A 22559-nucleotide genomic window follows, 5' to 3' on the forward strand; every position below is an offset into this window, starting at 1 on the left:
GCATCCAATGGGACCTGCAATGAAGTTCCTGATCCATGAGACGCTGCGAACTTTAAACACGGATGATGTTTTTGAATTTGGATTGACCGAGGTTTCGAAATCCCATGAGCATCCCGACCTCTATGAAGCAGTGACCGTGTTCATCAGAAACCGGAAATCGCAGAAACACAAAACATCGGGCTTGAGCGAGTTTGACGTCGTGCGTAGCTTCATGACTTATGTCGGGATAAATTTAAGGACAATCGCAAAAGACGATTCGATAGAATTCGACTTGAACGGACTTACTCTGGATCAGTACATACCGCTTACGAAATCAATACGCGAGATTATGGACGAGTAGCGCTGGTTTTCCCTCTCTGAGATGTGGCGTTTCCCGCGCGTTCGTCATTCTCGGGCTTGACCCGAGAATCCATTCCGTGACCAACGCGCAGGACGCTGCGGAACAGAATTCTGCACCGCTGGCGGAACGTCTATGTAACGGCCTGGACTCCAGGGTCTGCGCGCGTCGCTTCGCTCCTTGCTTCGCCCTGGAATGACGAAGTGGGGCCGCTCGCGGCCAATGACGATGGACGCGACGCCTTAAGCGTCGTGCTTCTGGCGGTGCTTGCCGCGGTGCTTCTCGCCATGCGCCTCGCCGTGACGGACAGGCTTCTGGTCGGCCTTGTCGCGGCGCGCGCCGGACTCGGCGGCGATGGGGTGTGGAGGGATGCCCTCGCGGGCGGTCTTGCTTTCAAGTCGGCTGATAAAAATATCGAAGCGATTGGGCATCGTTCGGTCCTGCCTCCTCCCGGGGAATCAGGGGTTAAATTCGCCGATGTGGGTTTCGTTCCGCACTGTGGCAAAGGCAAGGCGATTTCGTTGCGTTGACCTCACGTTTTGCAACGGGGCGTCAGCCATGCGAAACAGCCTTGGTTCTTACGCAATTCCGGACGGAAAACCGCGACGCACTTTTCCTGGGAATTGCTCGGAATGAGGGGCATTCGGTGACCGGCGACAAACGCAGCTATCTGATCGGACAAAGCGAGATCGCGGCGCGGCCGCTTCAGCCGGCGCTTTATCTGGTGGCGACGCCGATCGGCAATCTGGCCGACATCACGCTGCGCGCGCTGGAGACTCTGGCCGCAGCGGACATCGTCGCCTGCGAGGACACGCGCGTCTCGCGGGTGCTGCTCGAGCGCTACGGCATCCGCCGCCGCACCACCGCCTATCACGAGCACAATGCGGGCGAGGCCGGGCCGAAGCTGATCGAGGCGCTGGCCGCCGGACAGAGCGTCGCGCTGATTTCCGACGCCGGCACGCCTTTGGTCTCCGATCCCGGCTACCGGCTGGTCGGCGAGGCGCTGGAGCGCGGCATTCGCGTCGTGCCCATCCCTGGACCTTCGGCTCCGCTTGCGGCGCTGACCGCTTCCGGCCTTCCTTCCGATGCTTTCCTGTTCGCCGGATTTCTGCCCGTGAAGACCGGGCAGCGGCTGACCAAGCTGGAGACGTTCAAGCAGGTGCCGGCGACGCTGATTTTCTTCGAATCGCCGCGCCGTCTGGCAGAGACGCTCGGCGCCATGGTCGAGGCGCTGGGCGGCGCGCGGAAAGCCGCCATCGGGCGCGAGCTGACCAAGACGTTCGAGGAGATGCGCACCGGAACGCTTGCCGAGTTGGCAGACCACTATGCGGCGGCCGACACGCCGAAGGGCGAGATCGTTATCTGTGTCGGTCCGCCCGAAGCGGCGGAGGACCAGCCGGCCGACATCGACCGCCTCCTGCTCTCGCTTGCGGCCGAAATGCCGGCATCGAAGGCTGCAGCGGAAGCGGCAAAAATGACCGGCGGGCAGAAGCAGGCGCTTTATCGGCGACTGCTGGAGCTGAAGGCGGACGGGGATGGCTGAACGCACGGTCGGCCATCGCCGAAAGGCCTATCGGCGCGGCCATCGCGGCGAGTGGCTGGCGGCGCTGGCGCTGATGCTGAAAGGCTATCGCATCCTTGCCCGGCGCCACCGCACCAGGCTCGGCGAGATCGACCTCATCGCCCGGCGCGGCGACCTCGTGCTGTTCGTCGAGGTCAAGGCGCGGCGGACATTGGTCGAGGCGATGGAAGCGATCGGCCGCGAATCGGAGCGCCGCATCGAGGGCGCCGCGGATTTGTGGCTGTCGCGCCAGCCGGATTACGGCCGGCTGTCGATGCGCTTCGACATGGTGGCGGTGTTGCCCTGGCGCTGGCCGGTGCATGTCGAGAACGCGTTTTACGGGAAGAGTTGAGGGTCTGCCCAACGGCGATGGGCTGGCGGGACAGCCCCCCTCTGGCCTGCCGGCCATCTCCCCCACTAGGGGGGAGATCAGATGTCGCTCTCGCTTCGCCAATCGCCAACGTTGCAAGAGGTGGTGCCGCTGGCGGAACTGCTAATCTTCCCCCTCGTGGGGGAGATGCCCGGCAGGGCAGAGGGGGGCGCGAAGGAACTCGACGAAGCAGTATAAGAGAGCGACCTCAGTTCACCCCCAGACCATCAGCGCCGCCAACCCGAGTCCTCCAACCACCAGCCGCCACCAGCCGAACAGCGAATAACCGTTGCGCGAGACGTAATCGAGCAGGAAGCGCACCACGATGAGCGCGGTGACGAAGGCGGCGATGAAGCCGACGGCGATGATCGGCAAATCGGCCGAGGTCAGCACGTTGCGGTTCTTGAAAAGATCGAAGGCGAAGGCGCCGACCATGGTCGGCATGGCGAGGAAGAAGGAGAATTCGGCCGCCGCGCGCTTGTCGACGCCCATCAGCAGCGCGCCGACGATGGTCGAGCCGGAGCGCGAGGTGCCGGGGATCAGCGACAGGCACTGGAACAGGCCGATCTTGAGATAAACGCTCAACGGGAAGTCCTCGACATCATGGTGGACCGGCTTGAGGTTGATGCGGTCGACGATGAGCAGAATCACGCCGCCGATGATCAGCATGATGCAGATCAGCCGGGGCGATTCGAACAATATGGTCTTGATGAAATCATGCGCCAGCGCGCCGATGACGGCGGCCGGCAGGAAGGCGATCAGGATACCGACGACGAAATGCCGGGTCTGCGGATCGCTGGGCAGCTTGATCAGCATCTGCCACAGCTTGCTGAAATAGACGCTGAGGATCGCCAGGATCGCGCCGAGCTGGATCAGGATCTCGAAGGCCTTGCCGGTGGAGTGGAAGCCGAGGAAATGCCCGGCAAGCAGGATGTGGCCGGTCGAGGACACCGGGATGAACTCGGTCAGGCCCTCCAGCAACCCAAGCAGCAGCGCTTCGACGATGGTCTGGCTTTCCATGGCAACCTCTGCTTTTGAATGACGGCTAAGGGAAGGGCTTGCTTGTCATGGGGCGGAAGTCCCCCTATAGGTCGCAACACCATGACAGTCCCTGGAATCGGGCGGCCAAGACTTATCGGCGCTGACACCGATTCGCCAGTGCGCCTTTTCATCGCGGAACCATGCTGACGCTTTTCCATCATCCCATGTTTGCCACCTGCCGCTTCGTGCGCCTCGCTTTCGGCGAGTATGGCGAGGAGTTGGCGCTGATCGAGGAAAAGCCGTGGACGCGGCGCAAGGAGTTCCTGGCGCTGAACCCGGCCGGCACGCTGCCGATCCTGCTCGCCGAAGGCGACGTGCCGATCGTCGGCGCCATGGTGATCGCCGAATATCTCGACGAGACGCGCGGTGTGCTCAAGCGCGACAGGCGGCTGTTCGCCGAAGATCCGATGCAGCGCGCCGAAATCCGCCGGCTGACCGACTGGTATCTGGCGAAGGCCGAAAGCGAAGTGACGCGGCATCTGGTGCGGGAGCGCGTGCTGAAGCCGGTCATGCCGGAAACCGCCGGCGGCGGCTCGCCGGACTCGGCCGCCATCCGCGCCGCGCGCGCCAACATCCGCCAGCACATGAAATACACCAATTGGCTCGCCGGCACGCGCCATTGGCTGGCCGGCAACAAGGTAACCTACGCCGATCTCGCGGCGGCGGCGACGCTTTCGGTGCTCGATTATCTCGGCGAGATCGACTGGCGCGAACATGGCGCCGCGCGCGAATGGTACACGCGGGTGAAATCGCGGCCGTCGTTCCGGCCGCTGCTTTCAGACCGGGTGCGCGGCCTTTCGCCGGTATCGCATTATGCGGACCTCGACTTCTGAAACCTTGCGCGCGCTGATCGAGGCGGAGGCGCGCCGCGCCGGCTTCGAGGCTGTCGCGATGACCCGGCCGGACGCGATCCCGCTGGCGCCAGCAAGGCTCGCCGAATTCGTATCCGATGGTTTCCACGGCTCGATGGAGTGGATCGCCGACACTGTTCAGCGCCGCGCCGAACCCTCGGCGCTGTGGCCGGAGGTGCGCTCCATCATCGTTCTCGCCATGAATTACGGCCCGGACCGCGACCCGCGCGATGTCCTCGAAAAGCGCGACCGCGGCGCGATCTCGGTCTATGCGCAGAACCGCGACTATCATGACGTGATGAAGGGCCGGCTGAAGGAGATCGCCGGCAAGATCGTGGCGAAGGCCGGCGGCGACGTGAAGGTGTTTGTCGATACAGCACCAGTGATGGAAAAGCCTCTTGCCGAAGCGGCGGGGCTCGGCTGGCAAGGCAAGCACACCAACCTGGTCAGCCGCGCGCATGGCTCGTGGCTGTTCCTCGGCACGATCTTCACCACGGCCGAGCTGGAGCCGGACCAGCCCGAAATCGACCATTGCGGCTCCTGCCGCGCTTGTCTCGACGTATGCCCGACCGGTGCGTTTCCCGCGCCCTACCGGCTCGATGCGCGGCGCTGCATCTCCTACCTGACCATCGAGAACAAGGGGCCGATCCCGCGCGAGTTCCGCGACAAGATCGGCAACCGCATCTATGGCTGCGACGATTGCCTGGCCGCCTGTCCGTGGAACAAGTTCGCCAGCGCGGCGTCCGAGGCAAAGCTGGCCGCGCGCGCCGATCTTCGCGAGCCGCCGCTCTCGGAGCTGCTCGCGCTCGACGACGCAGGATTTCGCTCACTCTTCTCCGGCTCGCCGGTCAAGCGCATCGGCCGCGACCGCTTTGTCCGCAACGTGCTGATTGCCGCCGGCAATTCGGACGACGCTTCGCTAATGCCGATTGTGCGTCGCCTGCTGGGCGACCCCTCGCCGCTGGTGCGGGGTGCGGCAATCTGGGCCCTGTCGCGACTGCTCTCCGACCGCGAATTTGGCGATCTTGCCGCCACAGCTGCGAAAGCCGAGACGGATGCGACGGTCCGCGAAGAATGGCTGGCGGTGCAGGCACATCCGGCGAAGGCCGATTGAAGGGGTTCATCGATGGGCGAAAGACGCTTCTTCATCTTCGGCGCCGGCTATTCGGCCAAGGCTTTCGCGCAGGCCAACGCGCACCACGCGCCGGTCGCCGGCACGACCCGGGCGCCGGAAAAGTTCGAGGCGCTACGGTCGGCCGGCATCGAGCCCTTGCGATTCGACGGCGCACTATCGACTGAACTGGATGAGGCGCTCGCAAGGACCACGCATCTCATCGTCTCGATCGCTCCCGACGAGGCCGGCGACCCGGTGCTCAACGCCGCCAGCGAGACGATCCGGGCAAAGATGCCGGCGCTGGAATGGATCGGCTATCTCTCGACCGTCGGCGTCTATGGCGACCATGGCGGTGCCTGGGTGGACGAGACCAGCGCGTGCCGGCCGGTGTCGAAGCGCTCGACGATGCGGATGGCGGCCGAACAGGAATGGCTGAAGCTTGGCCGGGCGATCGGCAAACCGGTGGCGATCCTGCGGCTTTCCGGGATCTATGGACCCGGCCGCAACGCGCTGGCCAATCTCGAGGACGGGACGGCGCGGCGGCTGGTCAAGCCGGGACAGGTGTTCAACCGCATCCATTGCGACGACATCGCCGGGGCGCTCTGGCTTCTGTCGGAAAACAATCTCGGCGGCATTTTCAACGTCACCGATGACGAGCCGGCGCCGCCGCAGGACGTCGTGGCTTACGCCGCCGGGCTGATGGGGATCGAGCCGCCGCCCGAAATTCCTTTCGAGACCGCCCAACTTTCGCCCATGGCGCGGTCTTTCTATGGCGAGAACAAGCGCGTCGCGAATCAGGCGATCAAGGCGGCCGGCTACCGGCTCCGGTTTCCCAACTACCGGGTGGCGCTGGAGCGGATGTGGACTGAGGGCAACTGGCGGGACGGAGAGCCGCGCAGCCCGATGCGAGGATGATGCCGAAAGGGTGAAGGACGATCATCTTCTGCTGCTTTGATCGCTGTGGGACGCGCGGCGTGGTATGATTCGTTCCTGATCAGATCGCTTGACGCGCGGCAAAGGGATAGACTGGAGAGGGACCCAGCCTGATGAATTTGCGATCGCTGCCTGACCGCAAGCCGTTCCTGACCGCCGCGCTGGCGCTGGTGGCGCTGGCCGCGCTGGCGGCTGTCGCTATTTCGGCCGAACCCCGTGCCAAGGAGTTGTTCGGCGCCCGAAAGCTGCCGGCCGTGGCGCCCGCGCAATCCTTCGGCTTCTACTCGAAAGGCTGCTTCACCGGCGGCGTCGCGCTGCCGATGGACGGCCCGACCTGGGAAGTGATGCGCCCGTCGCGCAACCGGCGCTGGGGCCATCCGGCGATGATCGCGCTGATCGAGAAGCTTTCGCGCGATGCCCAGGCGGATGGCTGGCCGGGGCTTCTGGTCGGCGATGTCTCGCAGCCGCGCGGCGGACCGATGATGACCGGCCACGCCTCGCACCAGATCGGGCTCGACGCCGATATCTGGCTGACACCGATGCCGAAGCGGCCGCTGACCATCGCGCAGCGCGAGACTATGAGCGCGACGCTGATGGTCGACGAAAAAACGCATCTGGTGAAGGACGCGCTGTGGACGCCGGCGCATACGCGGCTTTTGAAGCGCGCGGCGAGCTATCCTGAGGTCGAGCGCATCCTGGTCAATCCCGGCATCAAGAAGAAGCTCTGCGACACCGTCACCGGCGACCGCTCCTGGCTGCGCAAGATCCGGCCGTTCTGGGGCCACGACTATCATTTCCATATGCGCATCGGCTGCCAGCCGGGTTCGCCCTTCTGCAAGGGGCAAGAGACGACGCCGGACGACGATGGCTGCGGCAAGCCGCTGGCCTGGTGGTTCACCGAGGAGCCGTGGCGGCCGAACAAGAATCCGGATGCGCCCAAGGCGCGCGACCTGATGACGATGGCCAACCTGCCCAAGCAATGCCAGGACGTGGTCAATGCCCCGGACGCGCCCTCGCTGGAGGCCGTGACCTATCATGGCGGCGGCGATGCCGCGGTGGCCGTGGCCGAACCGCAGCCGACCGAGCCGGCGGAAACGATCTCCAGCGGCAACGCCGCGATCCCGGCGGCGGCAAGCGCTTTCGCGCCGACGCCAAAGATCGGCATCCCGCTGCCAAGGCCAAGGCCCGGGAACTAGCGGCCCTGCACAAGGATTTTGACCGGTCGGCTCTGTTTGCGTTGGCAGGCGGCATGCCCTGGAGATTGGCTGAAAACGCCCATCGCGATCGTCATTCCAGGGCGGAGCAGGAGCGAAGCTCCGTCGCGAAGACCCTGGAATCCATGCCGTTACCTTCGCCAAGGCGTGCAACGGAGCAGAATTCTGCACCGTGGCGGCGCCTCGTCGTAACGGCATGGATTCTATGGTCTGCGCCGCGTCGCTTCGCTCCTTGCTCCGCCATAGAATGACGAAGTTGGGGTGGCTTCAACCAATCTCCGGCGTTTGCGTTGATTTCATTCCACGGAAACGGCGAAACGCCCTATCTTTTTGCTTTGATGCAATTCCAGACGGAAAACCGCTCACACTTTTCCTGGAATTGCTCTAAGGCGCAAGCGGGCTTCCCCTTTGCGGGGTCATGCGCTAGTCAATCGATTGAAATGGGCGATTGAACCGGCGCCGCAGCGAGGACGACCAAGAGCATGGCAGGCGAAGACGAGAAGGGACTGCGGTTTCCGGTCCTGATCGGCGATATTGGCGGCACCAATGCGCGCTTCTCGATCGTGCTCGACGCCAATTCGGAAGCAACCGAGCCGCAGATCGTCCAGACGGCGAATTTCAAGACCATCGACGAGGCGATCCAGGCGGCGGTGCTCGACCGCTCGTCCATCCAGCCGAACTCGGCGGTGCTGGCGGTCGCCGGGCCGGTTGACGGCGACGAGATCCCGCTCACCAACTGCCCCTGGGTCGTGAGGCCCCGGCAGATGCTTGCCAATCTGGGTCTGGGCGAGGTCGTCGTGCTCAACGATTTCGAGGCGCAGGCGCTGGCCGTGGTGGCGCTCGGCGAAGAGCATATGGAAAAGATCGGCGGCGGCACGCCGGAACCCAATGCGAGCCGGGTCGTGCTCGGTCCCGGAACGGGACTCGGCGTCGCCGGGCTGATCTATGCGCTCGACCATTGGATACCGGTGCCAGGCGAGGGCGGGCATATGGACATCGGCCCGCGCACGCCGCGCGACTTCGAAGTGTTCCCGCATATCGACAAGCTTGAGGGCCGCATATCCGGCGAGCAGATCCTGTGCGGACGTGGGCTCGTCAACGTCTACCGCGCCGTGGCCAGCACGGACGGCAGGCCGACGCCCTTGACCACCCCGGCCGAGGTGACCGCGGCGGCGCTTTCGAAGTCCGATCCGGTGGCCGAGGAGGCGTTGGCGCTGTTCGTCACCTGCCTTGGCCGCACCGCGGGCGACCTGGCGCTGGTGTTCATGGGTCGCGGCGGCGTGTTCCTGACCGGCGGCATCGCGCAAAAGATCGTGCCGGCGCTCAAAGCGGGCAATTTCCGCGCCGCCTTCGAGGACAAGGCGCCGCACCGCGCGCTGATGCGCGAAATGCCGGTCTACGTCATCACCCATCCGCTGGCGGCGCTGCTCGGGCTTGCCGCCTATGCCAGGACGCCTTCGCTGTTTGGCGTGCGGACGGCGGGGCGGCACTGGCGGGCGTGATCGCTCCGGCGCTCGGGGCGGCGCGACGAAGTTTCGCCATAGGCAAGCCGTAGCCGGGACGCTAAGAGCGTGCGAAAAAGGCGTCCTGACGTTTACGAGAACCCACGAAGCGCTTCGATTTGACACTTCAAAATCCAAACAAGGCAAAAAGCCGGCCCGCCGAGGTCACGGCGGTACTGCGCCGTATCGTCGCTGAAAACGGCTATGACCATCGCTGGTCCTATGCGGTCGTCATCGTCTGCTCGCTGCTGGTTTCGGGCGCGACCGCCTTCTCGGCCTGGGTCATGGCGCCGATGGTCAATCAAATCTTCTACGAACGGAGCAGCGGCGCCGTCTGGTGGATTTGCGCCGGCTTCATGGGCGCCTTCCTCGTGCGCGGCTTTGCCGGTTACGGCCAGGCGGTGATGTTAGCCACGATCGGCAACAATCTCGTCGCCCGGTACCAGAAACGCTGTTTCGACCAACTGATGAAGCTCGGCGTCAATTTCTTCAACGATACGCGTTCCGGGCGCCTGGCGGCGCAGCTGGACGAGAATGTCGGCGGCATTCGCGACCTGCTGTCGCTGACCTTGATCTCGATCACCCGCGACGCGGTGACCCTGGTCGGCCTCGTCGGCCTGATGGTCTATCAGGATCCAGTGCTGTCGCTCAGCTCGCTGCTGATCGGGCCGCCGCTGATCTGGGCGGTCGTCTACATCACGCGCCGGGTGCGCAAGATCAACCGCGAATCCGTGCTGATCAACTCGCGGCTGAGCGGCTCGGTGCAGGAGGCAGTTCAAGGCATCGCCATCGTCAAGGCCTTCACCATGGAGGACGAGCTGGCCCGCCGCATCGGCATCATGGCCGATACGGCCGAGCAGCGCAGCAACAAGATCGCCCGCGTCTCCGAGCGGCTGTCGCCGATTTCCGACATGCTGGCCGGTCTCGCCGTTACCGCCGTCATCGCCTATTCCGGCTATCGGGCATTGTATCTCGGCCAACCGCCGGGCGCGGTGTTTTCCTTCATCACCGCGCTGATTCTTGCCTATGATCCGGCGCGGCGCCTGGCGCGCATGCAGGTCACGATGGAACGCGCGCTGGTCAATGCGCGCATGATCTACGAGCTGCTCGACCTCGAGCCGAAGCAGGGCGACGCGCCCGACGCGGTTGAGGCGAAGATCACCACCGGCGAGGTGCGCTTCAACAATGTGACGTTCGGCTACAGCGCCGGCATGCCGGTGCTGCGAAACCTGAGCTTCACCGCTGCCGCCGGCAAGGTGACGGCGATCGTCGGCGCCTCGGGCGCCGGCAAGTCGACGCTGGTGGCGCTGCTGCAGCGCTTCTACGACGTCGACCAGGGCTCGATCGAAGTCGACGGCCAGGACATCTCGAAGGTGACGAAGCGGTCGTTGCGCCAATCGATCGCCTATGTCTCGCAGGCGCCCTATCTATTCGAAGGCACGATCCGCGACAACATCCGCTACGGCCGGCTGTCGGCCACCGACGCCGAGATCGAGCAGGCGGCGAAACAGGCGGCCGCCGACGATTTCATCCGCCAGCAGCCGCAAGGCTACGACACGCCGGTCGGCGAGAACGGCGCGACGCTGTCGGGCGGCCAGCGCCAGCGCGTCTCGATCGCGAGGGCCATCGTGCGCCAGGCGCCCATCCTTCTGCTCGACGAAGCGACCTCGGCGCTCGACAACGAGGCAGAAGCGCGCGTGCAGGAAGCGCTGACCCATGTCATGGAAGGGCGCACCACCATCGTGATCGCGCACCGGCTGTCGACAGTGGTCAATGCCGACCGCATCATCGTGCTGGAGGAGGGGCGGCTGGTCGAGGAAGGCACGCATGCGACGCTGATGGCCGACCCGCACAGCATCTATGCCCGCTTCCACCGGATACAGGGCAAGAAGGGGCTGGGGCTTGTCGACGACGTCAAGGCAAGCCAGACTTCGGCCCAAACTCCCGCATCGCGCAGCCGCGCCAAGAAGACCGTCAGGAGAAGCGCATGAGTGAAGCCGGCGATATGGGCCTGGTGGTGGTGGGCGCCGCCGGCCGCATGGGCCAGACGCTGATCCGCGCCATCCACACAATGCCCGGCGCGCGCGTCGCCGCGGCGGTCGAGCGGCCGGACTCGGCCCATCTCGGCAAGGATGCGGGCGAGCTCGCCGGCATCGGCATTATCAACGTGCCGATCGTCGACGACCCGCTGCCGGCCTTCGCCAAGGCCGACGGCGTGCTCGATTTCACGGCGCCCGCGGCAAGCGTCGAATTCGCCGGCTATGCCGCGCAGGCGCGCATCGTCCATGTCATCGGCACCACCGGCTGCTCGGCCGACGATAACGCGAAGATCGCCGCCGCCGCGCGCCATGCCACGATCGTCAAATCGGGCAATATGAGCCTCGGCGTCAATCTGCTGGCGGTGCTGGTCGAGCAGGCTGCGAAGGCGCTCGATTCCGACGATTTCGACATCGAGATCCTGGAAATGCATCATCGGCACAAGGTCGACGCGCCGTCCGGCACGGCGCTGCTGCTCGGCGAGGCTGCTGCGAAAGGGCGCGGCATCGATCTCGCCGACAACAGCGTGCGGGTGCGCGACGGCCATACCGGCGTGCGCAAGGCCGGTTCCATCGGCTTCGCAACGCTGCGCGGCGGCTCCGTCGTCGGCGACCACAGCGTGATCTTGGCCGGCACCGGCGAGCGCATCACGCTTTCCCACCATGCCGAGGACCGGGCGATCTTCGCGCGCGGCGCGGTGAAAGCCGCGCTTTGGGCCCGCGCGAAGAAGCCGGGGCTTTATTCCATGCGGGACGTGCTCGGCCTGAGCTGATCCCTATCCAAACCATTCCATAGGAGCAAACATGTCGGGAACTCTCGTGCTCGTGCGCCACGGCCAGAGCGAATGGAACCTGAAGAACCTGTTCACCGGCTGGCGCGACGTCGGGTTGACCGACCAGGGCACAGCAGAGGCGCTTGCCGCCGGCGAGAAGCTCAAGGCGCGCGGCCTGAAATTCGACATCGCCTACACGTCTGCCTTGAAGCGGGCGCAGGTGACCTGCCAGCACATCCTCGACATCGTCGGCCAGAGCGACCTGAAGACGATCCGCGACCAGGCGCTCAACGAGCGCGACTATGGCGACCTCTCCGGCCTCAACAAGGACGACGCGCGCAAGAAATGGGGCGAGGAGCAGGTGCATATCTGGCGCCGCTCCTACGACATCGCGCCGCCCGGCGGCGAAAGCCTGAAGGATACCGGCGCACGCGTGTGGCCCTATTACCTGCACGAGGTGCAGCCGCATGTGCTGCGCGGCGAGACCGTGCTGGTCGCCGCGCACGGCAATTCGCTGCGCGCGCTGATCATGGCGCTGGACGGCAAGTCGGGCGAGGAGATCGTCAAGCTCGAGCTCGGCACCGGCGTGCCGGTCATCTACAAGCTCAACGCCGATTCGACGGTGGCGAAGAAAGAAGTGCTTGAGGGGTGAGGAGCAGCTTCCTTCTCCCCGTTCACGTACTGCATGCACGCATTTCCGAGCAGCTGGTCTTTGGCGATAGCGTGCATGGCAGCTTGGCGCGTGCATTGTCTCATGTAGCGCTGGTCGACCCCCACTCCGTCTCGGCTTCGCCGAGCCACCTCTCCCCCGATCGACGGGGTAGAGGAAGGGCGCCTTTTCCTTTCCCTCCGGAGGGGGGAAAGGTGGCGCTGCGAAGCAGCGACGGATTGGGGGAACCACGTGGCAATCAGGCCCCGGCCCGATCGGTCACGCCAGTTACAGAAGATATGTGCATAGCGTAGCCCGTTCACGGGGAGAAGGTGCCGGCAGGCGGATGAGGGGTAGCGCCCCGCCGACGAAAAAAGCGCGTTGACACATATCGTTTGCCCGCTTACATGAGCGCCCACCAGCCCAGATGGCGGAATTGGTAGACGCGCACGGTTCAGGTCCGTGTTCCGCAAGGAGTGGAGGTTCGAGTCCTCTTCTGGGCACCATCTCATCCCGACTGCCAACGGGATCGATAAGATAAGCCTTTCCAATTCATTGCGCTCGCCCTTGTGTGTTACAAACGTGTGCAACAGTGCATTTCCGGTTGGTTAAACCCGTGAATGAGCGACCGAAGTGGGCAAAGAAGCTCTTATGAGACGGCGTCTCAAATGGCCGATTCCAATTTTGGCAGCCCGTATCAACTAGAGTCTTGGGCTTGAGCTAACAGCGCCTCGATTATCCGCTGAGCTTGTTCCGATGAGAGAATATTTCTTACCGCTTGAGTGAATCCATACTCATCAAACGCCTCACTCTGCTCATCTCGGATCCGATCATATAGTGTACCTGGAAAAATTAGAGGCGGTTGTATGTACTCGAGAACGGTGTATCTGTACGCGTTCAATGAAGGAACTGTAATATCAAGCCTTACTGTGATATAGCGCCCGCCCAATTCACCCGTTTTTACTTCACCGACTAACAATCCTTTTGTCATAGTCGTCAATGCGGAAGCCTGCTCCCTGAGCAAAGCTAGAGGCGTCTTGATTTTGATTTCGTCTGGAATCACCCAAAAGCTGTTTGTCATCCCGATAGCCTCTAAAGCTTGAAATCAACGGCGATAGGAAGGTGGTCGGAAAAAGAGCCTAGGCCCGTGCCAGACAAAAGGCTCTTTCCCCCAACCTCTGTCAATACTCTCAAGCGATCATCATCGTAGAAGGCAAAAACCTCCGGACGCATCAGAACCTGATCGAAGGTGTTCCATCGGTAGTTCACTACCTTGCCGCTGTCGTAATAATAGGTTCCGGGCGGTCCAATAGAGGCATCTCCCATCCGACTCCACATTGGGTTATAGAAATAGTCGGATCGAACGCCTTGAACCGAGCGCGGAAGTCTAGAAGCCAAGTCTTTCGTCATCATACCTTGCAGGCCGTCCAATGCAGCCATTCCAGGCTCGAAAGGGTTCATATTGAGGTCGCCTATGACGATAGAATTTCTGTGCCCTACGCGGACCTCAGCTTCTTCGATCTCCTGTCTAAGGTTCCGAGCGGCCAGATATTGCTCGAACTCTCCAGCGTGAAGCTTGCTCGGCAGATGCGCTGCAGCAATCAGTATTGGATTGCCGATTGGAGGCGTTACTTCGCGGATTGAGAACCTTCGACCATCCGATAGCGAGGTGACGGAGCTAGACGGCAATCGCGTAAAGAAACGTACTGTCGGATAACCGACAACGTGCTCAAAAAACATCTGGCTTGACCGCGAGTTGTTGATCGCCGTGACCAACTTAGTTGAGGGAATCGGGCACTCGGCGAGGAGGAGGATGTCGATATCGTTCTCATAACACGCCTCAGCAATTGGGTTTGGGTCATCGGCCTGCCCGACGTTCCAGAATAGTATCGCCACCATTTTTTACTCATCCGAGAATTCAGCGCATTCTGCTACTTCAACGGATCGGCGGCAACTTCAATGCCTGCCAGTGTCTCTGTCGGGTTGATCCACGTAGCCAACCTCCCCTTCCGGCCAGTCCTTCAACAAACCGCTTCAAACCCGCCGCCCCGGGCGCTACGGTCCGACCATGGCCCCTTCCGTCAGCCCGACCATCGCTGCTCGCCGCGACCAGATGTTTCCGGTGCTCACCGACGCGGATATCGAGCGCATGCGGCGCTTCGGCGAGGCGCGCACCTATGCAGCCGGCGATCACATCGTGACGGCCGGCACGGTCTCGCCAGGCGTGATCCTCATCCTGTCGGGCAAGGTCGACATCACCCAGGCCGGCGGGCTCGGCCGGCCCGAGCCGATCATCAGCTACGGCGCCGGCAATTTCGTCGGCGAGCTGGCGCAATTGTCGAACCGGCCGTCGCTGGTCAATGCCGAGGCGGTCGAGCCGGTCGAGGCGATTGTCATCCCCTCGCAGCGCCTGCGCGACCTGATGGTGCAGGAGGCCAATCTCGGCGAGCGCGTCATGCGGGCGCTGATCCTGCGCCGGGTCGGCCTGCTCGAAAGCGGCGCCAGCGGGCCGGTCATCATCGGCCCGCCCGGCAATGGCGACGTGCTGCGGCTGCAAGGCTTTCTGCGGCGCAGCGGACTTCCCCATCGCGCTCTCGATTCCGACACCGACCCTTGCGCCAAAACGCTGATCGAGCGCTTTCATGTCGACCCGCACCATCTGCCGATCGTGCTCTGTCCAAACGGCAAGCTCATGCACAATCCGGGCGAGACCGAGCTTGCCCGCTGCGTCGGCCTGCTGCGGCCGATCGATGCCGACAAGATCTATGACGTGGCGATCGTCGGCGCCGGGCCGGCGGGGCTGGCGGCCGCGGTCTATGCCGCCTCGGAAGGACTGTCGACCATCGTGCTCGATTGCCGCGCCTTCGGCGGACAGGCAGGCGCCTCGGCGCGCATCGAAAACTATCTCGGCTTCCCGACCGGCATCACCGGCATGGCCCTGATGGCGCGCGCCTATAACCAGGCGCAGAAATTCGGCGTCGAGATGGTGATCCCCGACGAGGCGAAGCTGCTCGACGACGCTACCGACGGCGCCCGCTACCAGCTTGCCATCGGCGATGGCGAAACGGTGCGCGCACGCGCGGTGGTGATCGCCAGCGGCGCGCGCTACCGCCGCCTCGATATCGCCAACCTCGCGCAGTTCGAGGGCACCTCGGTGCATTACTGGGCCTCGCCGATCGAGGCCAGGCTTTGCCAGGATCAGGAGGTGGCGCTGGTGGGCGCCGGCAATTCGGCCGGCCAGGCGGCCGTCTATCTGGCGAGCCAAGTGCGCAAGGTGACGCTGCTGGCGCGCCGCGACAGCCTCGACGCCACCATGTCGCGCTATCTGGTCGAGCGCATCAAGGCACAGCCCAACGTCGAGGTGCTGACCGAGACCGAGGTGGCAGCGCTGGAGGGCCATGACGGCAATCTCGAGCGGCTGCACTGGCGCAACCGGGCGACTGGCGAGGAGACGACGTGCGCAATCCGCCACCTCTTCCTGTTCATCGGCGCCGACCCGAACACCGATTGGCTTGCGAACTGCAACGTGGCGCTGGATGCCAAAGGTTTCGTGCGCACCGGGCCGGACACGACACCGGGGCACGGGCTGATGGAGACCAGCCGCAGCGGCGTGTTCGCCATCGGCGACGTGCGCTGCGGCTCGACCAAGAGGGTCGCTGCCGCCGTCGGCGAAGGCGCGCAGGTGGTTGCGGCGCTGCATGCTTATCTGGCGCGGGACGGCGCCGCCTCAAGCCAATAAGCCGAACCGACGAGGAGATCCTGATGGACGAATGCAGGCACACCAGGGACATAAAAAAGGTCACGCCGAGCGCGCTCGGCTGCGAGGAATGCCTGAAGAGCGGCTCGTGGTGGGTGCATCTGAGGCTCTGCCGGACCTGCGGCCATGTCGGCTGCTGCGACGACTCGCCCAACCGCCACGCGACGAAGCATTTTCATGCCACGCAGCATCCGATCATCGAGGGCTACGACCCGCCGGAAGGCTGGGGCTGGTGCTTCGTCGACGAGGTGTTCATCGATCTCGGCGACGACACGACGCCGCAGAACGGCCCGATCCCGAAGTTTGTTTGACGGTGCACGGCAGCCGGCCGGCCGACGCCTTGTTCAGCGCACCGAACCCGTCACGGTCGGATCAACGGCATCGGGCACGGATTTGCGCTCATTGCCGGCGAAGATGCCGATGAGGAGAAGGCTGAGCACAACCGGCACAAACAGGATGGCGACGCGCGCCTGCACATAGAAGATGGCGCGCCATTCGTTTCGCTTTTCGGGGCTATCGTTCATCATGCTCGCTCTGTTGTGCCTCCCGGGGCCGGACATAGAGACGAAGCGTTAAACATCTCCTTCCGATTCGGTTAACGAGCGACGATCTGCTGCATCGCAAAGGGCAGCGCTGCCCCTCTCGTCCGCTGTGCGGTCAACTCTCACCACTTCGTCTACGCTATGCACACATCTTCTGTGACTGGCGCGACTGATCAGGCCGAGGCTTGATTGCCAGGTGGTTCCCCCAATCCGTCGCTGCTTCGCAGCGCCACCTTTCCCCCCTCCGGAGGGAAAGGAAGGGAGCCTTGCTGGACGAGCGTTGATGGCAAAAAGCTTGGCGCCTTTCCTCTACCCTGTCGATCGGGGGAGAGGTGGCTCGGCGAAGCCGAGACGGAGTGGGGGTCGACCAGCGCAGCATAAGACAATGCATGCGCCAAGCTGCCATGCACGCCGTCGCCAAGACCAGCCGCTTGGAAATGTGTGCATGCCGTAGCCCACTGCGTGAGGCGAGGAACGGCGGGCCGCCTCACGCATTGGCTTTTCCGCCGATTTCAGGCAAACCTCGTCGCTTGTAAACCGACACGGAGAAGCGTGATGTTCCGATGGGGTGTTCTGTCGACGGCGAAGATCGGCCGCGAGCAGCTTTTGCCGGCAATCGTGGAGTCGGAGAACGGTGTCCTGTCGGCGATCGCCAGCCGCGACCTGTCGAAGGCCAAGGCGCTGGGCGAGCGTTTCGGCGCCCGTCATGCCTTCGGCTCCTATGAGGAACTGCTCGCCTCCGAGGAGGTCGACGGCGTCTACATCCCGCTGCCGACATCGCAGCATGTCGAATGGACGGCGAAAGCGATCGAGGCCGGAAAACATGTGCTGGTTGAGAAGCCGCTGGCGCTCGACGCCAAGGACATTCCGCCGCTGATCAGGCTGCGCGATGAGAAGAAGGTGCTGGTCTGCGAGGCCTTCATGGTCGTCTATCACCCGCAATGGATCAAGGTGCGCGACCTGATCGCAAGCGGCGCCATCGGCCGGCTGCGCCATGTGCAGGGCGCGTTTTCCTATTACAATGTCGACCCCAAGAACATGCGCAACCAGCTCGATCTCGGCGGCGGCGCGCTGCCTGACATCGGCGTCTATCCGGCCGTGTCGACGCGCTTTTCGACCGGCAAGGAGCCGCTGCGGGTGCAGGCGACGATCGAGCGCGACAAGACTTTCGGCACCGACATCTATTCCTCGATCCGAGCCGATTTCGGCGATTTCGAGCTGTCCTTCTACCTGTCGACGCAGATGGCGGCGCGGCAGGTGATGGTATTCCACGGCGAGAAGGGCTTCATCGAGGTCTTCGCCCCGTTCAATGCCGGGCTCTACGATCACCACCGCATCGAGCTGCACAACCAGAACCACAGCGAGGCGCAGGTGTTCCGCTTCCCAGGCACGCAGCAATACAGGCTGGAGTGCGAAGCCTTCGTGCGCGCCGCCCAGGGCGGCAAGGACCGCGTCTTCACGCTGGAGGAATCGGTGCTCAACCAGAAAGTCATCGACGCCATCTTCCGCGCCGGTGACAAAGACGGCTGGGAGCCCGTCTGAGGCTTTGCAATAAGTTTGCCGGCTGATCCTGGGAGGGAAAATGGCTGACGCGGACGTGATCATTGTCGGCGCGGGGCTGGCCGGCTTCGTCGCCGCGACGGAGTTGGCGGAGGCCGGCAAGAAAATCATCATCGTCGACCAGGAGCCGGAACAGTCGCTGGGCGGCCAGGCCTTCTGGTCGTTCGGCGGGTTGTTCCTGGTCGATTCGCCGGAGCAGCGGCGCATGCGCATCCGCGATTCCCACGACCTCGCGCTCGAGGACTGGATGGGCACCGCCGCCTTCGACCGTCCGGAGGATTTCTGGCCGCGCAAATGGGCGGAGGCCTATGTCGGCTTCGCCGCCGGCGAGAAGCGCTCCTGGCTGATCGAGCGGGGCATGAAATTCTTCCCCGTCGTCGGCTGGGCCGAGCGCGGCGGCGGCAATGCCGTCGGCCACGGCAATTCGGTGCCGCGCTTCCACATCACCTGGGGCACCGGGCCCGGCGTGCTCGAGCCTTTCGTGCTGCGCGTGCGCGAGGCGCAGAAGCGCGGGCTGGTCGAGTTCAGGTTTCGTCACCGGGTCACCGAGATTATCCGCAGCGGCAACACGGTCAGCGGCGTACGTGGCGACATCTTGCAGCCAAGCACGGTTGAGCGCGGCCGCAAGAGTTCTCGTGACATGGCCGGCGATTTCGAGCTCCATGCGCAAGCGGTGATCGTCGCCTCCGGCGGCATCGGCGGCAATCACGAGCTGGTGCGCCAGAACTGGCCGCAACGCCTAGGCGCGCCGCCGAAGCGGATGATCACCGGCGTGCCGGATCATGTCGACGGCCGCATGCTGGCGATCACCGAGGCGGTCGGCGGCTCGATCATAAATCGCGACCGCATGTGGCACTATGTCGAGGGCATCAGGAATTGGGCGCCGATCTGGACCGAGCACGCGATCCGCATCCTGCCCGGCCCCTCCTCGCTTTGGCTCGACGCGCGCGGCAAAAGGCTGCCGGCGCCGCTCTATCCGGGCTTCGACACGCTGGGCACGCTCAGCCACATCATGAGCACCGGCTTCGATTATTCCTGGTTCATCCTGACCAAAAAGATCATCCAGAAGGAGTTCGCGCTGTCGGGCTCCGAGCAGAACCCGGACCTCACCGGCAAAAGCTGGCGGCAGGTGCTGAGCCGCGCGACATCAGGCATTCCCGGCCCGGTGAAAGCGTTCATGGAAAAGGGCGAGGATTTCATCGTCGAGGCCGATCTTTCCAGGCTGGTGGCGCGCATGAACGCGCTGGCCGGCGGCGAGCCGCTGCTGGACGGCGCCCAGGTCGAGCGCGAGATCCGCGCCCGCGACATGCAGCTCGACAATCCGTTCTCCAAGGACGCCCAGGTCACCGCGCTGCGCGGTGCGCGCTCCTATCTCGGTGACAGGCTGATCCGCACCGCCAAGCCGCACAAGATGCTCGATCCGGCGAACGGCCCGCTGATCGCGGTGCGCCTCAACATCCTGACCCGCAAGACGCTGGGCGGGCTGCAGACCGACCTCGATAGCCGCGTGCTCAATGCCGCCGGCCAGCCGGTGCCGGCGCTTTATGCGGTGGGCGAGGTCGCCGGCTTCGGCGGCGGCGGCGTGCATGGCTACGCGGCGCTGGAAGGCACCTTCCTCGGCGGCTGCATTTTTTCGGGGCGCAGCGCCGGGCGGGCGGCGGCGGCCACGATTGCGTGAACGGAGGGCGCGGATGGTCGCCGCCTCGGCGACAACGCTGTAGGCTTTTTCGGTCAACTCGACTGAAGTCCCAACTCCAATCATGACGGGAACAGCATGCGCATCATCGTCTATGGGATCGGCGCCATCGGCGGCGCCATCGCGGCCCAGCTGAGTTTTTCAGGCCACACGGTGCTCGGCATCGCCCGCGGCAGGCAGCTCGATACCATCCGCGCCTCGGGACTGTCGCTTTCCACCCCGCAAGGCACAAGGACCGCGCGCTTTCCCGTCCATGCCGACCCGTCGGAGATTTCCTTCGAGCCGGACGATGTCGTGCTGCTGACGATGAAAACGCCTGATACGCTCGGGGCGCTGCAACGGCTCAACGCCGCCGGTGTCACGGCGCAGCCGGTGTGCTGCTTCCAGAACGGCGTCGCCAACGAGGCGCTGGCCTTGCGTTTCTTCGCCAATGTCTATGGCGCGACGGTCATGCTGCCGGCCGATTACGACACGCCCGGTCAGGTCGCGGCCTATTTCGCGCCCAAGATCGGCGCCTTCGATATCGGCCGCTATCCTTCCGGAATCGACGACACAGTCGAGAAACTGTGCGGGGTTCTGAGCGCCTCCGGTTTCATCGCCGACCCCAGGGACAATGTGATGAGCAGCAAGTACCGCAAGCTGCTCGCCAACCTTCGCAACATCATCGACGCGGCGCTGGGCGAGACCGAGCTGCAGCGGAAATGGTATGCCAAGGCGCGCGCCGAAGCCGAGGCGGTGCTCACCGCCGCCGGGATCGACTGGGACAAGACCGACGCCATGGCGCGCGAGGAATTGACCATGTCCGCCATCCCCGGCCGAACGCGTGTCGGCTCCTCGACGCTGCAGAGCATCGTGCGCGGGACCGGCTCCCTCGAAACCGACTTCCTCAACGGCGAGATCGTGCTTCTCGGGCGGCTGCACGGCATGGCGTCGCCCGTCAACTCAGCCCTATGCAAACTGTCGGTCGAGTTGGCCAGCGGCCGGATGCGGCCGCAATCGGCCGGCGACGACACGATTGTCTCCATGATCGGCGGAACCGGCTGATCGCCGCAGACGATCAAAAAGATAAGACCCGGCCCGGGAATCCTTTGGAGGCCATGGAACGTCTTCCTCACGCAGATCGCAAACAGGAGACGACCATGACTTACAATCTCATCCGCTACGGCGTGAAAGACGCAAGCATCGCCGAGAACCGGGCGCTGGTGGCAAAAGTGTTCGAGGCGCTGGATGAAACGAAGCCGCAAACCTTGCGCTATCTGGTGCTCGAACTGGAGAATGGCGAATTCGTCCACATCGTCGGCTACGACAAGGATAGCTCGGCGTTGACCGAGCTCGACGCGTTCAAGGCCTTCGGCGCCGATCATGCCGCGCGACGTTCGACGCCGCTTGCCAGGTCGCCGGCGAAGATCGTCGGCGACTATCGTATGCTGGCCGGGGCAAATGAAGCCGTGCCGGCCTGACCAGGGCACGGCATGTAATCGGCGAGGCGAGAATGAGGACGATGAGCGCAGCGAAATTCGACCGCGCGGAACTCGAATCCATGCTTGTCGGGCTGCGCCCGAAGCTGCACCGCTATGCCGCCCGCTTGGCCGGCTCGGCGATCGAGGGCGAGGACATCGTGCAGGAGGCTGTGGTGAAGGCGCTGGCCGCCCATGATGGCGGCGCTCTCGTCGAGCGTCCCGAGCAGTGGCTGTTCCGCATCGCTCACAACGCGGCGCAGGATCACCTGCGCCGTCGCCAACGGGAACGTTCCCGAACGAGCGAGGCCGACATGACCGCAATAGCAGACCTCTCCGTCAGCGCCGAGACGAGACTCGCGACCGCGGCGAGCCTGCGCAGCTTCATGCGGCTGACGCTGGCGCAGCGCAGCGCCGTGATCCTGGTCGATGTGCTCGGCCTCAGCCTGCATGAGACCTGCGAGGTTACGGGCGCGACTTTAGCCGCCACCAAGGCGGCGCTGCATCGCGGGCGGGCGGAGCTGAAGGCACTGGCCTCGGCACCGGACGACGTGGCGGTGCCGAGGCTCGATCCCGAAGAAGAGCGCCGGCTGCGCCGCTACATCGACCTGTTCAATGCGCGCGCCTTCGACGGGGTCAGGACGCTGATCGCCGAGGACATCCAGGTCGACGTCCTCAATCGCGCCCGCCTCAACGGCAAGAAGGAAGCCTCGACCTATTTCGGCAATTACGACCGCCTCGGCGACTGGGCCCTGTCGCTCGGCTTCGTCGACGGCCGGCCGGCGATCCTGATCCGCAACCCGCAGGCGCACGATGCGGTGCGCGGCTTCATGCTGATCGACTGGCGCGGCGAAGAGGTCATGGCCATCCGCGATTTCCGCCACGTGCCTTATTGCGTCGCCGAGGCGGATATCTGCTTGCTTACCGATTGAGCGGCGACCCATCCGCGAGCTGATCGAGCCGCTGCCTGCGGAGATGATCCCGCAGAGCGCACGCAAAACGATACGCCTTCGCGGGGGAGATCGGCGCTCCGTCACATCATCGTGAACGTCGCGTGGCATGAATTGCCGATCGGAACGCCATCTCAAATCCGCCGCAAAGGCAAATCAACTGGCCCGTCATCGTCAGTCAATTGTCTTTTCGCCAATCACGGCATAGTGCGAGCC

General features: G+C 64.2%; 23 protein-coding genes and 1 tRNA gene. 20 read left to right on the forward strand and 4 right to left on the reverse strand.

Annotated features, from left to right (window positions below):
* Nucleotides 1-19: 19 nt before the first annotated feature.
* The 4 genes from LB552_RS27395 (at nt 20) to LB552_RS27410 (ending at nt 2250) form a co-directional block, all read left to right on the forward strand.
* Entirely contained in the window at nt 20-340 is a 321-nt protein-coding gene (locus tag LB552_RS27395; RefSeq protein ID WP_224611249.1) for a hypothetical protein, read from the forward strand.
* A gap of 200 nt (nt 341-540) precedes the next feature.
* Complete coding sequence (locus tag LB552_RS27400) at nt 541-867, forward strand: hypothetical protein (protein WP_224611250.1); 327 nt, start codon at nt 541-543, stop codon at nt 865-867.
* A 116-nt stretch (nt 868-983) separates the two neighbouring features.
* Nucleotides 984-1880, forward strand: a complete 897-nt coding sequence (gene rsmI, locus LB552_RS27405) for a 16S rRNA (cytidine(1402)-2'-O)-methyltransferase (RefSeq protein ID WP_176477050.1) — start codon at nt 984-986, stop codon at nt 1878-1880.
* Nucleotides 1873-2250, forward strand: a complete 378-nt coding sequence (locus LB552_RS27410; RefSeq protein ID WP_140847882.1) for a YraN family protein — start codon at nt 1873-1875, stop codon at nt 2248-2250. The genes rsmI and LB552_RS27410 overlap by 8 nt, the downstream gene beginning before the upstream one ends.
* Nucleotides 2251-2481: 231 nt before the next feature.
* On the opposite strand, the gene LB552_RS27415 is transcribed toward LB552_RS27410, so the two are convergent.
* Complete coding sequence (locus LB552_RS27415) at nt 2482-3288, reverse strand: undecaprenyl-diphosphate phosphatase (protein ID WP_224611251.1); 807 nt, start codon at nt 3286-3288, stop codon at nt 2482-2484.
* Between the two features lie 161 nt (nt 3289-3449).
* Here LB552_RS27415 and LB552_RS27420 point away from each other — a divergent pair, with 161 nt between their 5' ends.
* The 9 genes from LB552_RS27420 (at nt 3450) to LB552_RS27460 (ending at nt 12887) form a co-directional block, all read left to right on the forward strand.
* On the forward strand, nt 3450-4142 hold the full coding sequence (locus LB552_RS27420; protein WP_095767936.1) for a glutathione S-transferase family protein: 693 nt from the start codon (nt 3450-3452) through the stop codon (nt 4140-4142).
* Nucleotides 4123-5274, forward strand: a complete 1152-nt coding sequence (queG, locus tag LB552_RS27425; RefSeq protein WP_224611252.1) for a tRNA epoxyqueuosine(34) reductase QueG — start codon at nt 4123-4125, stop codon at nt 5272-5274. The genes LB552_RS27420 and queG overlap by 20 nt, the downstream gene beginning before the upstream one ends.
* A gap of 12 nt (nt 5275-5286) precedes the next feature.
* Nucleotides 5287-6189, forward strand: coding sequence for an SDR family oxidoreductase (locus LB552_RS27430; protein ID WP_224611253.1), 903 nt, complete (start codon nt 5287-5289; stop codon nt 6187-6189).
* Nucleotides 6190-6320: 131 nt separating this feature from the next.
* Entirely contained in the window at nt 6321-7403 is a 1083-nt protein-coding gene (gene mepA / locus LB552_RS27435; protein WP_224611254.1) for a penicillin-insensitive murein endopeptidase, read from the forward strand.
* Nucleotides 7404-7903: 500 nt separating this feature from the next.
* Nucleotides 7904-8923: a glucokinase gene (locus LB552_RS27440; RefSeq protein ID WP_224611255.1), complete on the forward strand. Its 1020-nt coding sequence runs from the start codon at nt 7904-7906 to the stop codon at nt 8921-8923.
* Nucleotides 8924-9042: 119 nt separating this feature from the next.
* Complete coding sequence (locus LB552_RS27445) at nt 9043-10914, forward strand: ABC transporter ATP-binding protein (RefSeq protein ID WP_224611256.1); 1872 nt, start codon at nt 9043-9045, stop codon at nt 10912-10914.
* Entirely contained in the window at nt 10911-11732 is an 822-nt protein-coding gene (gene dapB / locus LB552_RS27450) for a 4-hydroxy-tetrahydrodipicolinate reductase (RefSeq protein WP_224611257.1), read from the forward strand. The genes LB552_RS27445 and dapB overlap by 4 nt, the downstream gene beginning before the upstream one ends.
* A 31-nt stretch (nt 11733-11763) precedes the next feature.
* Complete coding sequence (locus LB552_RS27455) at nt 11764-12384, forward strand: 2,3-bisphosphoglycerate-dependent phosphoglycerate mutase (protein ID WP_224611258.1); 621 nt, start codon at nt 11764-11766, stop codon at nt 12382-12384.
* A gap of 418 nt (nt 12385-12802) precedes the next feature.
* Nucleotides 12803-12887 (forward strand) — tRNA-Leu (locus LB552_RS27460).
* 191 nt (nt 12888-13078) lie between these two features.
* On the opposite strand, the gene LB552_RS27465 is transcribed toward LB552_RS27460, so the two are convergent.
* Together LB552_RS27465 and LB552_RS27470 are read right to left on the reverse strand one after the other, a co-directional pair.
* Nucleotides 13079-13462 carry a hypothetical protein gene (locus tag LB552_RS27465; protein WP_224611259.1) on the reverse strand — a complete coding sequence of 128 codons (384 nt, stop codon included), beginning with the start codon at nt 13460-13462 and terminating at the stop codon, nt 13079-13081.
* Nucleotides 13463-13473: 11 nt separating this feature from the next.
* On the reverse strand, nt 13474-14280 hold the full coding sequence (locus tag LB552_RS27470) for an endonuclease/exonuclease/phosphatase family protein (RefSeq protein ID WP_224611260.1): 807 nt from the start codon (nt 14278-14280) through the stop codon (nt 13474-13476).
* 169 nt (nt 14281-14449) lie between these two features.
* On the opposite strand from LB552_RS27470, the gene LB552_RS27475 reads away from it, so the two are divergent.
* Together LB552_RS27475 and LB552_RS27480 are read left to right on the forward strand one after the other, a co-directional pair.
* On the forward strand, nt 14450-16120 hold the full coding sequence (locus LB552_RS27475) for an FAD-dependent oxidoreductase (protein WP_224611261.1): 1671 nt from the start codon (nt 14450-14452) through the stop codon (nt 16118-16120).
* 23 nt (nt 16121-16143) lie between these two features.
* A complete protein-coding gene (locus LB552_RS27480) occupies nt 16144-16449 on the forward strand; it encodes a UBP-type zinc finger domain-containing protein (protein WP_224611262.1) in 306 nt (101 codons plus the stop codon).
* Nucleotides 16450-16482: 33 nt separating this feature from the next.
* On the opposite strand, the gene LB552_RS27485 is transcribed toward LB552_RS27480, so the two are convergent.
* Nucleotides 16483-16662: a hypothetical protein gene (locus LB552_RS27485; RefSeq protein ID WP_224611264.1), complete on the reverse strand. Its 180-nt coding sequence runs from the start codon at nt 16660-16662 to the stop codon at nt 16483-16485.
* Nucleotides 16663-17235: 573 nt separating this feature from the next.
* On the opposite strand from LB552_RS27485, the gene LB552_RS27490 reads away from it, so the two are divergent.
* From LB552_RS27490 to LB552_RS27510, 5 genes are all read left to right on the forward strand, one after another.
* A complete protein-coding gene (locus tag LB552_RS27490) occupies nt 17236-18222 on the forward strand; it encodes a Gfo/Idh/MocA family protein (protein ID WP_224607213.1) in 987 nt (328 codons plus the stop codon).
* Nucleotides 18223-18262: 40 nt separating this feature from the next.
* Entirely contained in the window at nt 18263-19918 is a 1656-nt protein-coding gene (locus LB552_RS27495) for an FAD-binding dehydrogenase (RefSeq protein ID WP_224611266.1), read from the forward strand.
* A 96-nt stretch (nt 19919-20014) separates the two neighbouring features.
* Entirely contained in the window at nt 20015-20980 is a 966-nt protein-coding gene (locus LB552_RS27500) for a ketopantoate reductase family protein (protein ID WP_224611267.1), read from the forward strand.
* 95 nt (nt 20981-21075) lie between these two features.
* The gene (locus LB552_RS27505; protein ID WP_224526103.1) at nt 21076-21396 is read left to right on the forward strand and encodes a hypothetical protein; all 321 of its coding nucleotides are present in this window, start codon (nt 21076-21078) and stop codon (nt 21394-21396) included.
* 41 nt (nt 21397-21437) lie between these two features.
* Nucleotides 21438-22325 carry an RNA polymerase sigma factor gene (locus tag LB552_RS27510; protein ID WP_224611268.1) on the forward strand — a complete coding sequence of 296 codons (888 nt, stop codon included), beginning with the start codon at nt 21438-21440 and terminating at the stop codon, nt 22323-22325.
* The last annotated feature ends 234 nt before the right edge of the window (nt 22326-22559 follow it).

This window comes from Mesorhizobium sp. CA7 (genome assembly GCF_020165015.1).
Classification (GTDB): Bacteria; Pseudomonadota; Alphaproteobacteria; order Rhizobiales; family Rhizobiaceae; genus Mesorhizobium.

What these genes read in the sequence shown, in the direction of transcription:
- LB552_RS27395 (WP_224611249.1), top strand. Translation starts at nt 20, where the DNA reads ATGAAGTTCCTGATCCATGAGACGCTGCGAACTTTAAACACGGATGAT.
- LB552_RS27410 (WP_140847882.1), top strand. Translation starts at nt 1,873, where the DNA reads ATGGCTGAACGCACGGTCGGCCATCGCCGAAAGGCCTATCGGCGCGGC.
- LB552_RS27415 (WP_224611251.1), bottom strand. Translation starts at nt 3,288, where the DNA reads ATGGAAAGCCAGACCATCGTCGAAGCGCTGCTGCTTGGGTTGCTGGAG.
- LB552_RS27420 (WP_095767936.1), top strand. Translation starts at nt 3,450, where the DNA reads ATGCTGACGCTTTTCCATCATCCCATGTTTGCCACCTGCCGCTTCGTG.
- queG (WP_224611252.1), top strand. Translation starts at nt 4,123, where the DNA reads ATGCGGACCTCGACTTCTGAAACCTTGCGCGCGCTGATCGAGGCGGAG.
- LB552_RS27430 (WP_224611253.1), top strand. Translation starts at nt 5,287, where the DNA reads ATGGGCGAAAGACGCTTCTTCATCTTCGGCGCCGGCTATTCGGCCAAG.
- mepA (WP_224611254.1), top strand. Translation starts at nt 6,321, where the DNA reads ATGAATTTGCGATCGCTGCCTGACCGCAAGCCGTTCCTGACCGCCGCG.
- LB552_RS27440 (WP_224611255.1), top strand. Translation starts at nt 7,904, where the DNA reads ATGGCAGGCGAAGACGAGAAGGGACTGCGGTTTCCGGTCCTGATCGGC.
- dapB (WP_224611257.1), top strand. Translation starts at nt 10,911, where the DNA reads ATGAGTGAAGCCGGCGATATGGGCCTGGTGGTGGTGGGCGCCGCCGGC.
- LB552_RS27455 (WP_224611258.1), top strand. Translation starts at nt 11,764, where the DNA reads ATGTCGGGAACTCTCGTGCTCGTGCGCCACGGCCAGAGCGAATGGAAC.
- LB552_RS27465 (WP_224611259.1), bottom strand. Translation starts at nt 13,462, where the DNA reads ATGACAAACAGCTTTTGGGTGATTCCAGACGAAATCAAAATCAAGACG.
- LB552_RS27470 (WP_224611260.1), bottom strand. Translation starts at nt 14,280, where the DNA reads ATGGTGGCGATACTATTCTGGAACGTCGGGCAGGCCGATGACCCAAAC.
- LB552_RS27475 (WP_224611261.1), top strand. Translation starts at nt 14,450, where the DNA reads ATGGCCCCTTCCGTCAGCCCGACCATCGCTGCTCGCCGCGACCAGATG.
- LB552_RS27480 (WP_224611262.1), top strand. Translation starts at nt 16,144, where the DNA reads ATGGACGAATGCAGGCACACCAGGGACATAAAAAAGGTCACGCCGAGC.
- LB552_RS27485 (WP_224611264.1), bottom strand. Translation starts at nt 16,662, where the DNA reads ATGAACGATAGCCCCGAAAAGCGAAACGAATGGCGCGCCATCTTCTAT.
- LB552_RS27490 (WP_224607213.1), top strand. Translation starts at nt 17,236, where the DNA reads ATGTTCCGATGGGGTGTTCTGTCGACGGCGAAGATCGGCCGCGAGCAG.
- LB552_RS27495 (WP_224611266.1), top strand. Translation starts at nt 18,263, where the DNA reads ATGGCTGACGCGGACGTGATCATTGTCGGCGCGGGGCTGGCCGGCTTC.
- LB552_RS27500 (WP_224611267.1), top strand. Translation starts at nt 20,015, where the DNA reads ATGCGCATCATCGTCTATGGGATCGGCGCCATCGGCGGCGCCATCGCG.
- LB552_RS27505 (WP_224526103.1), top strand. Translation starts at nt 21,076, where the DNA reads ATGACTTACAATCTCATCCGCTACGGCGTGAAAGACGCAAGCATCGCC.
- LB552_RS27510 (WP_224611268.1), top strand. Translation starts at nt 21,438, where the DNA reads ATGAGCGCAGCGAAATTCGACCGCGCGGAACTCGAATCCATGCTTGTC.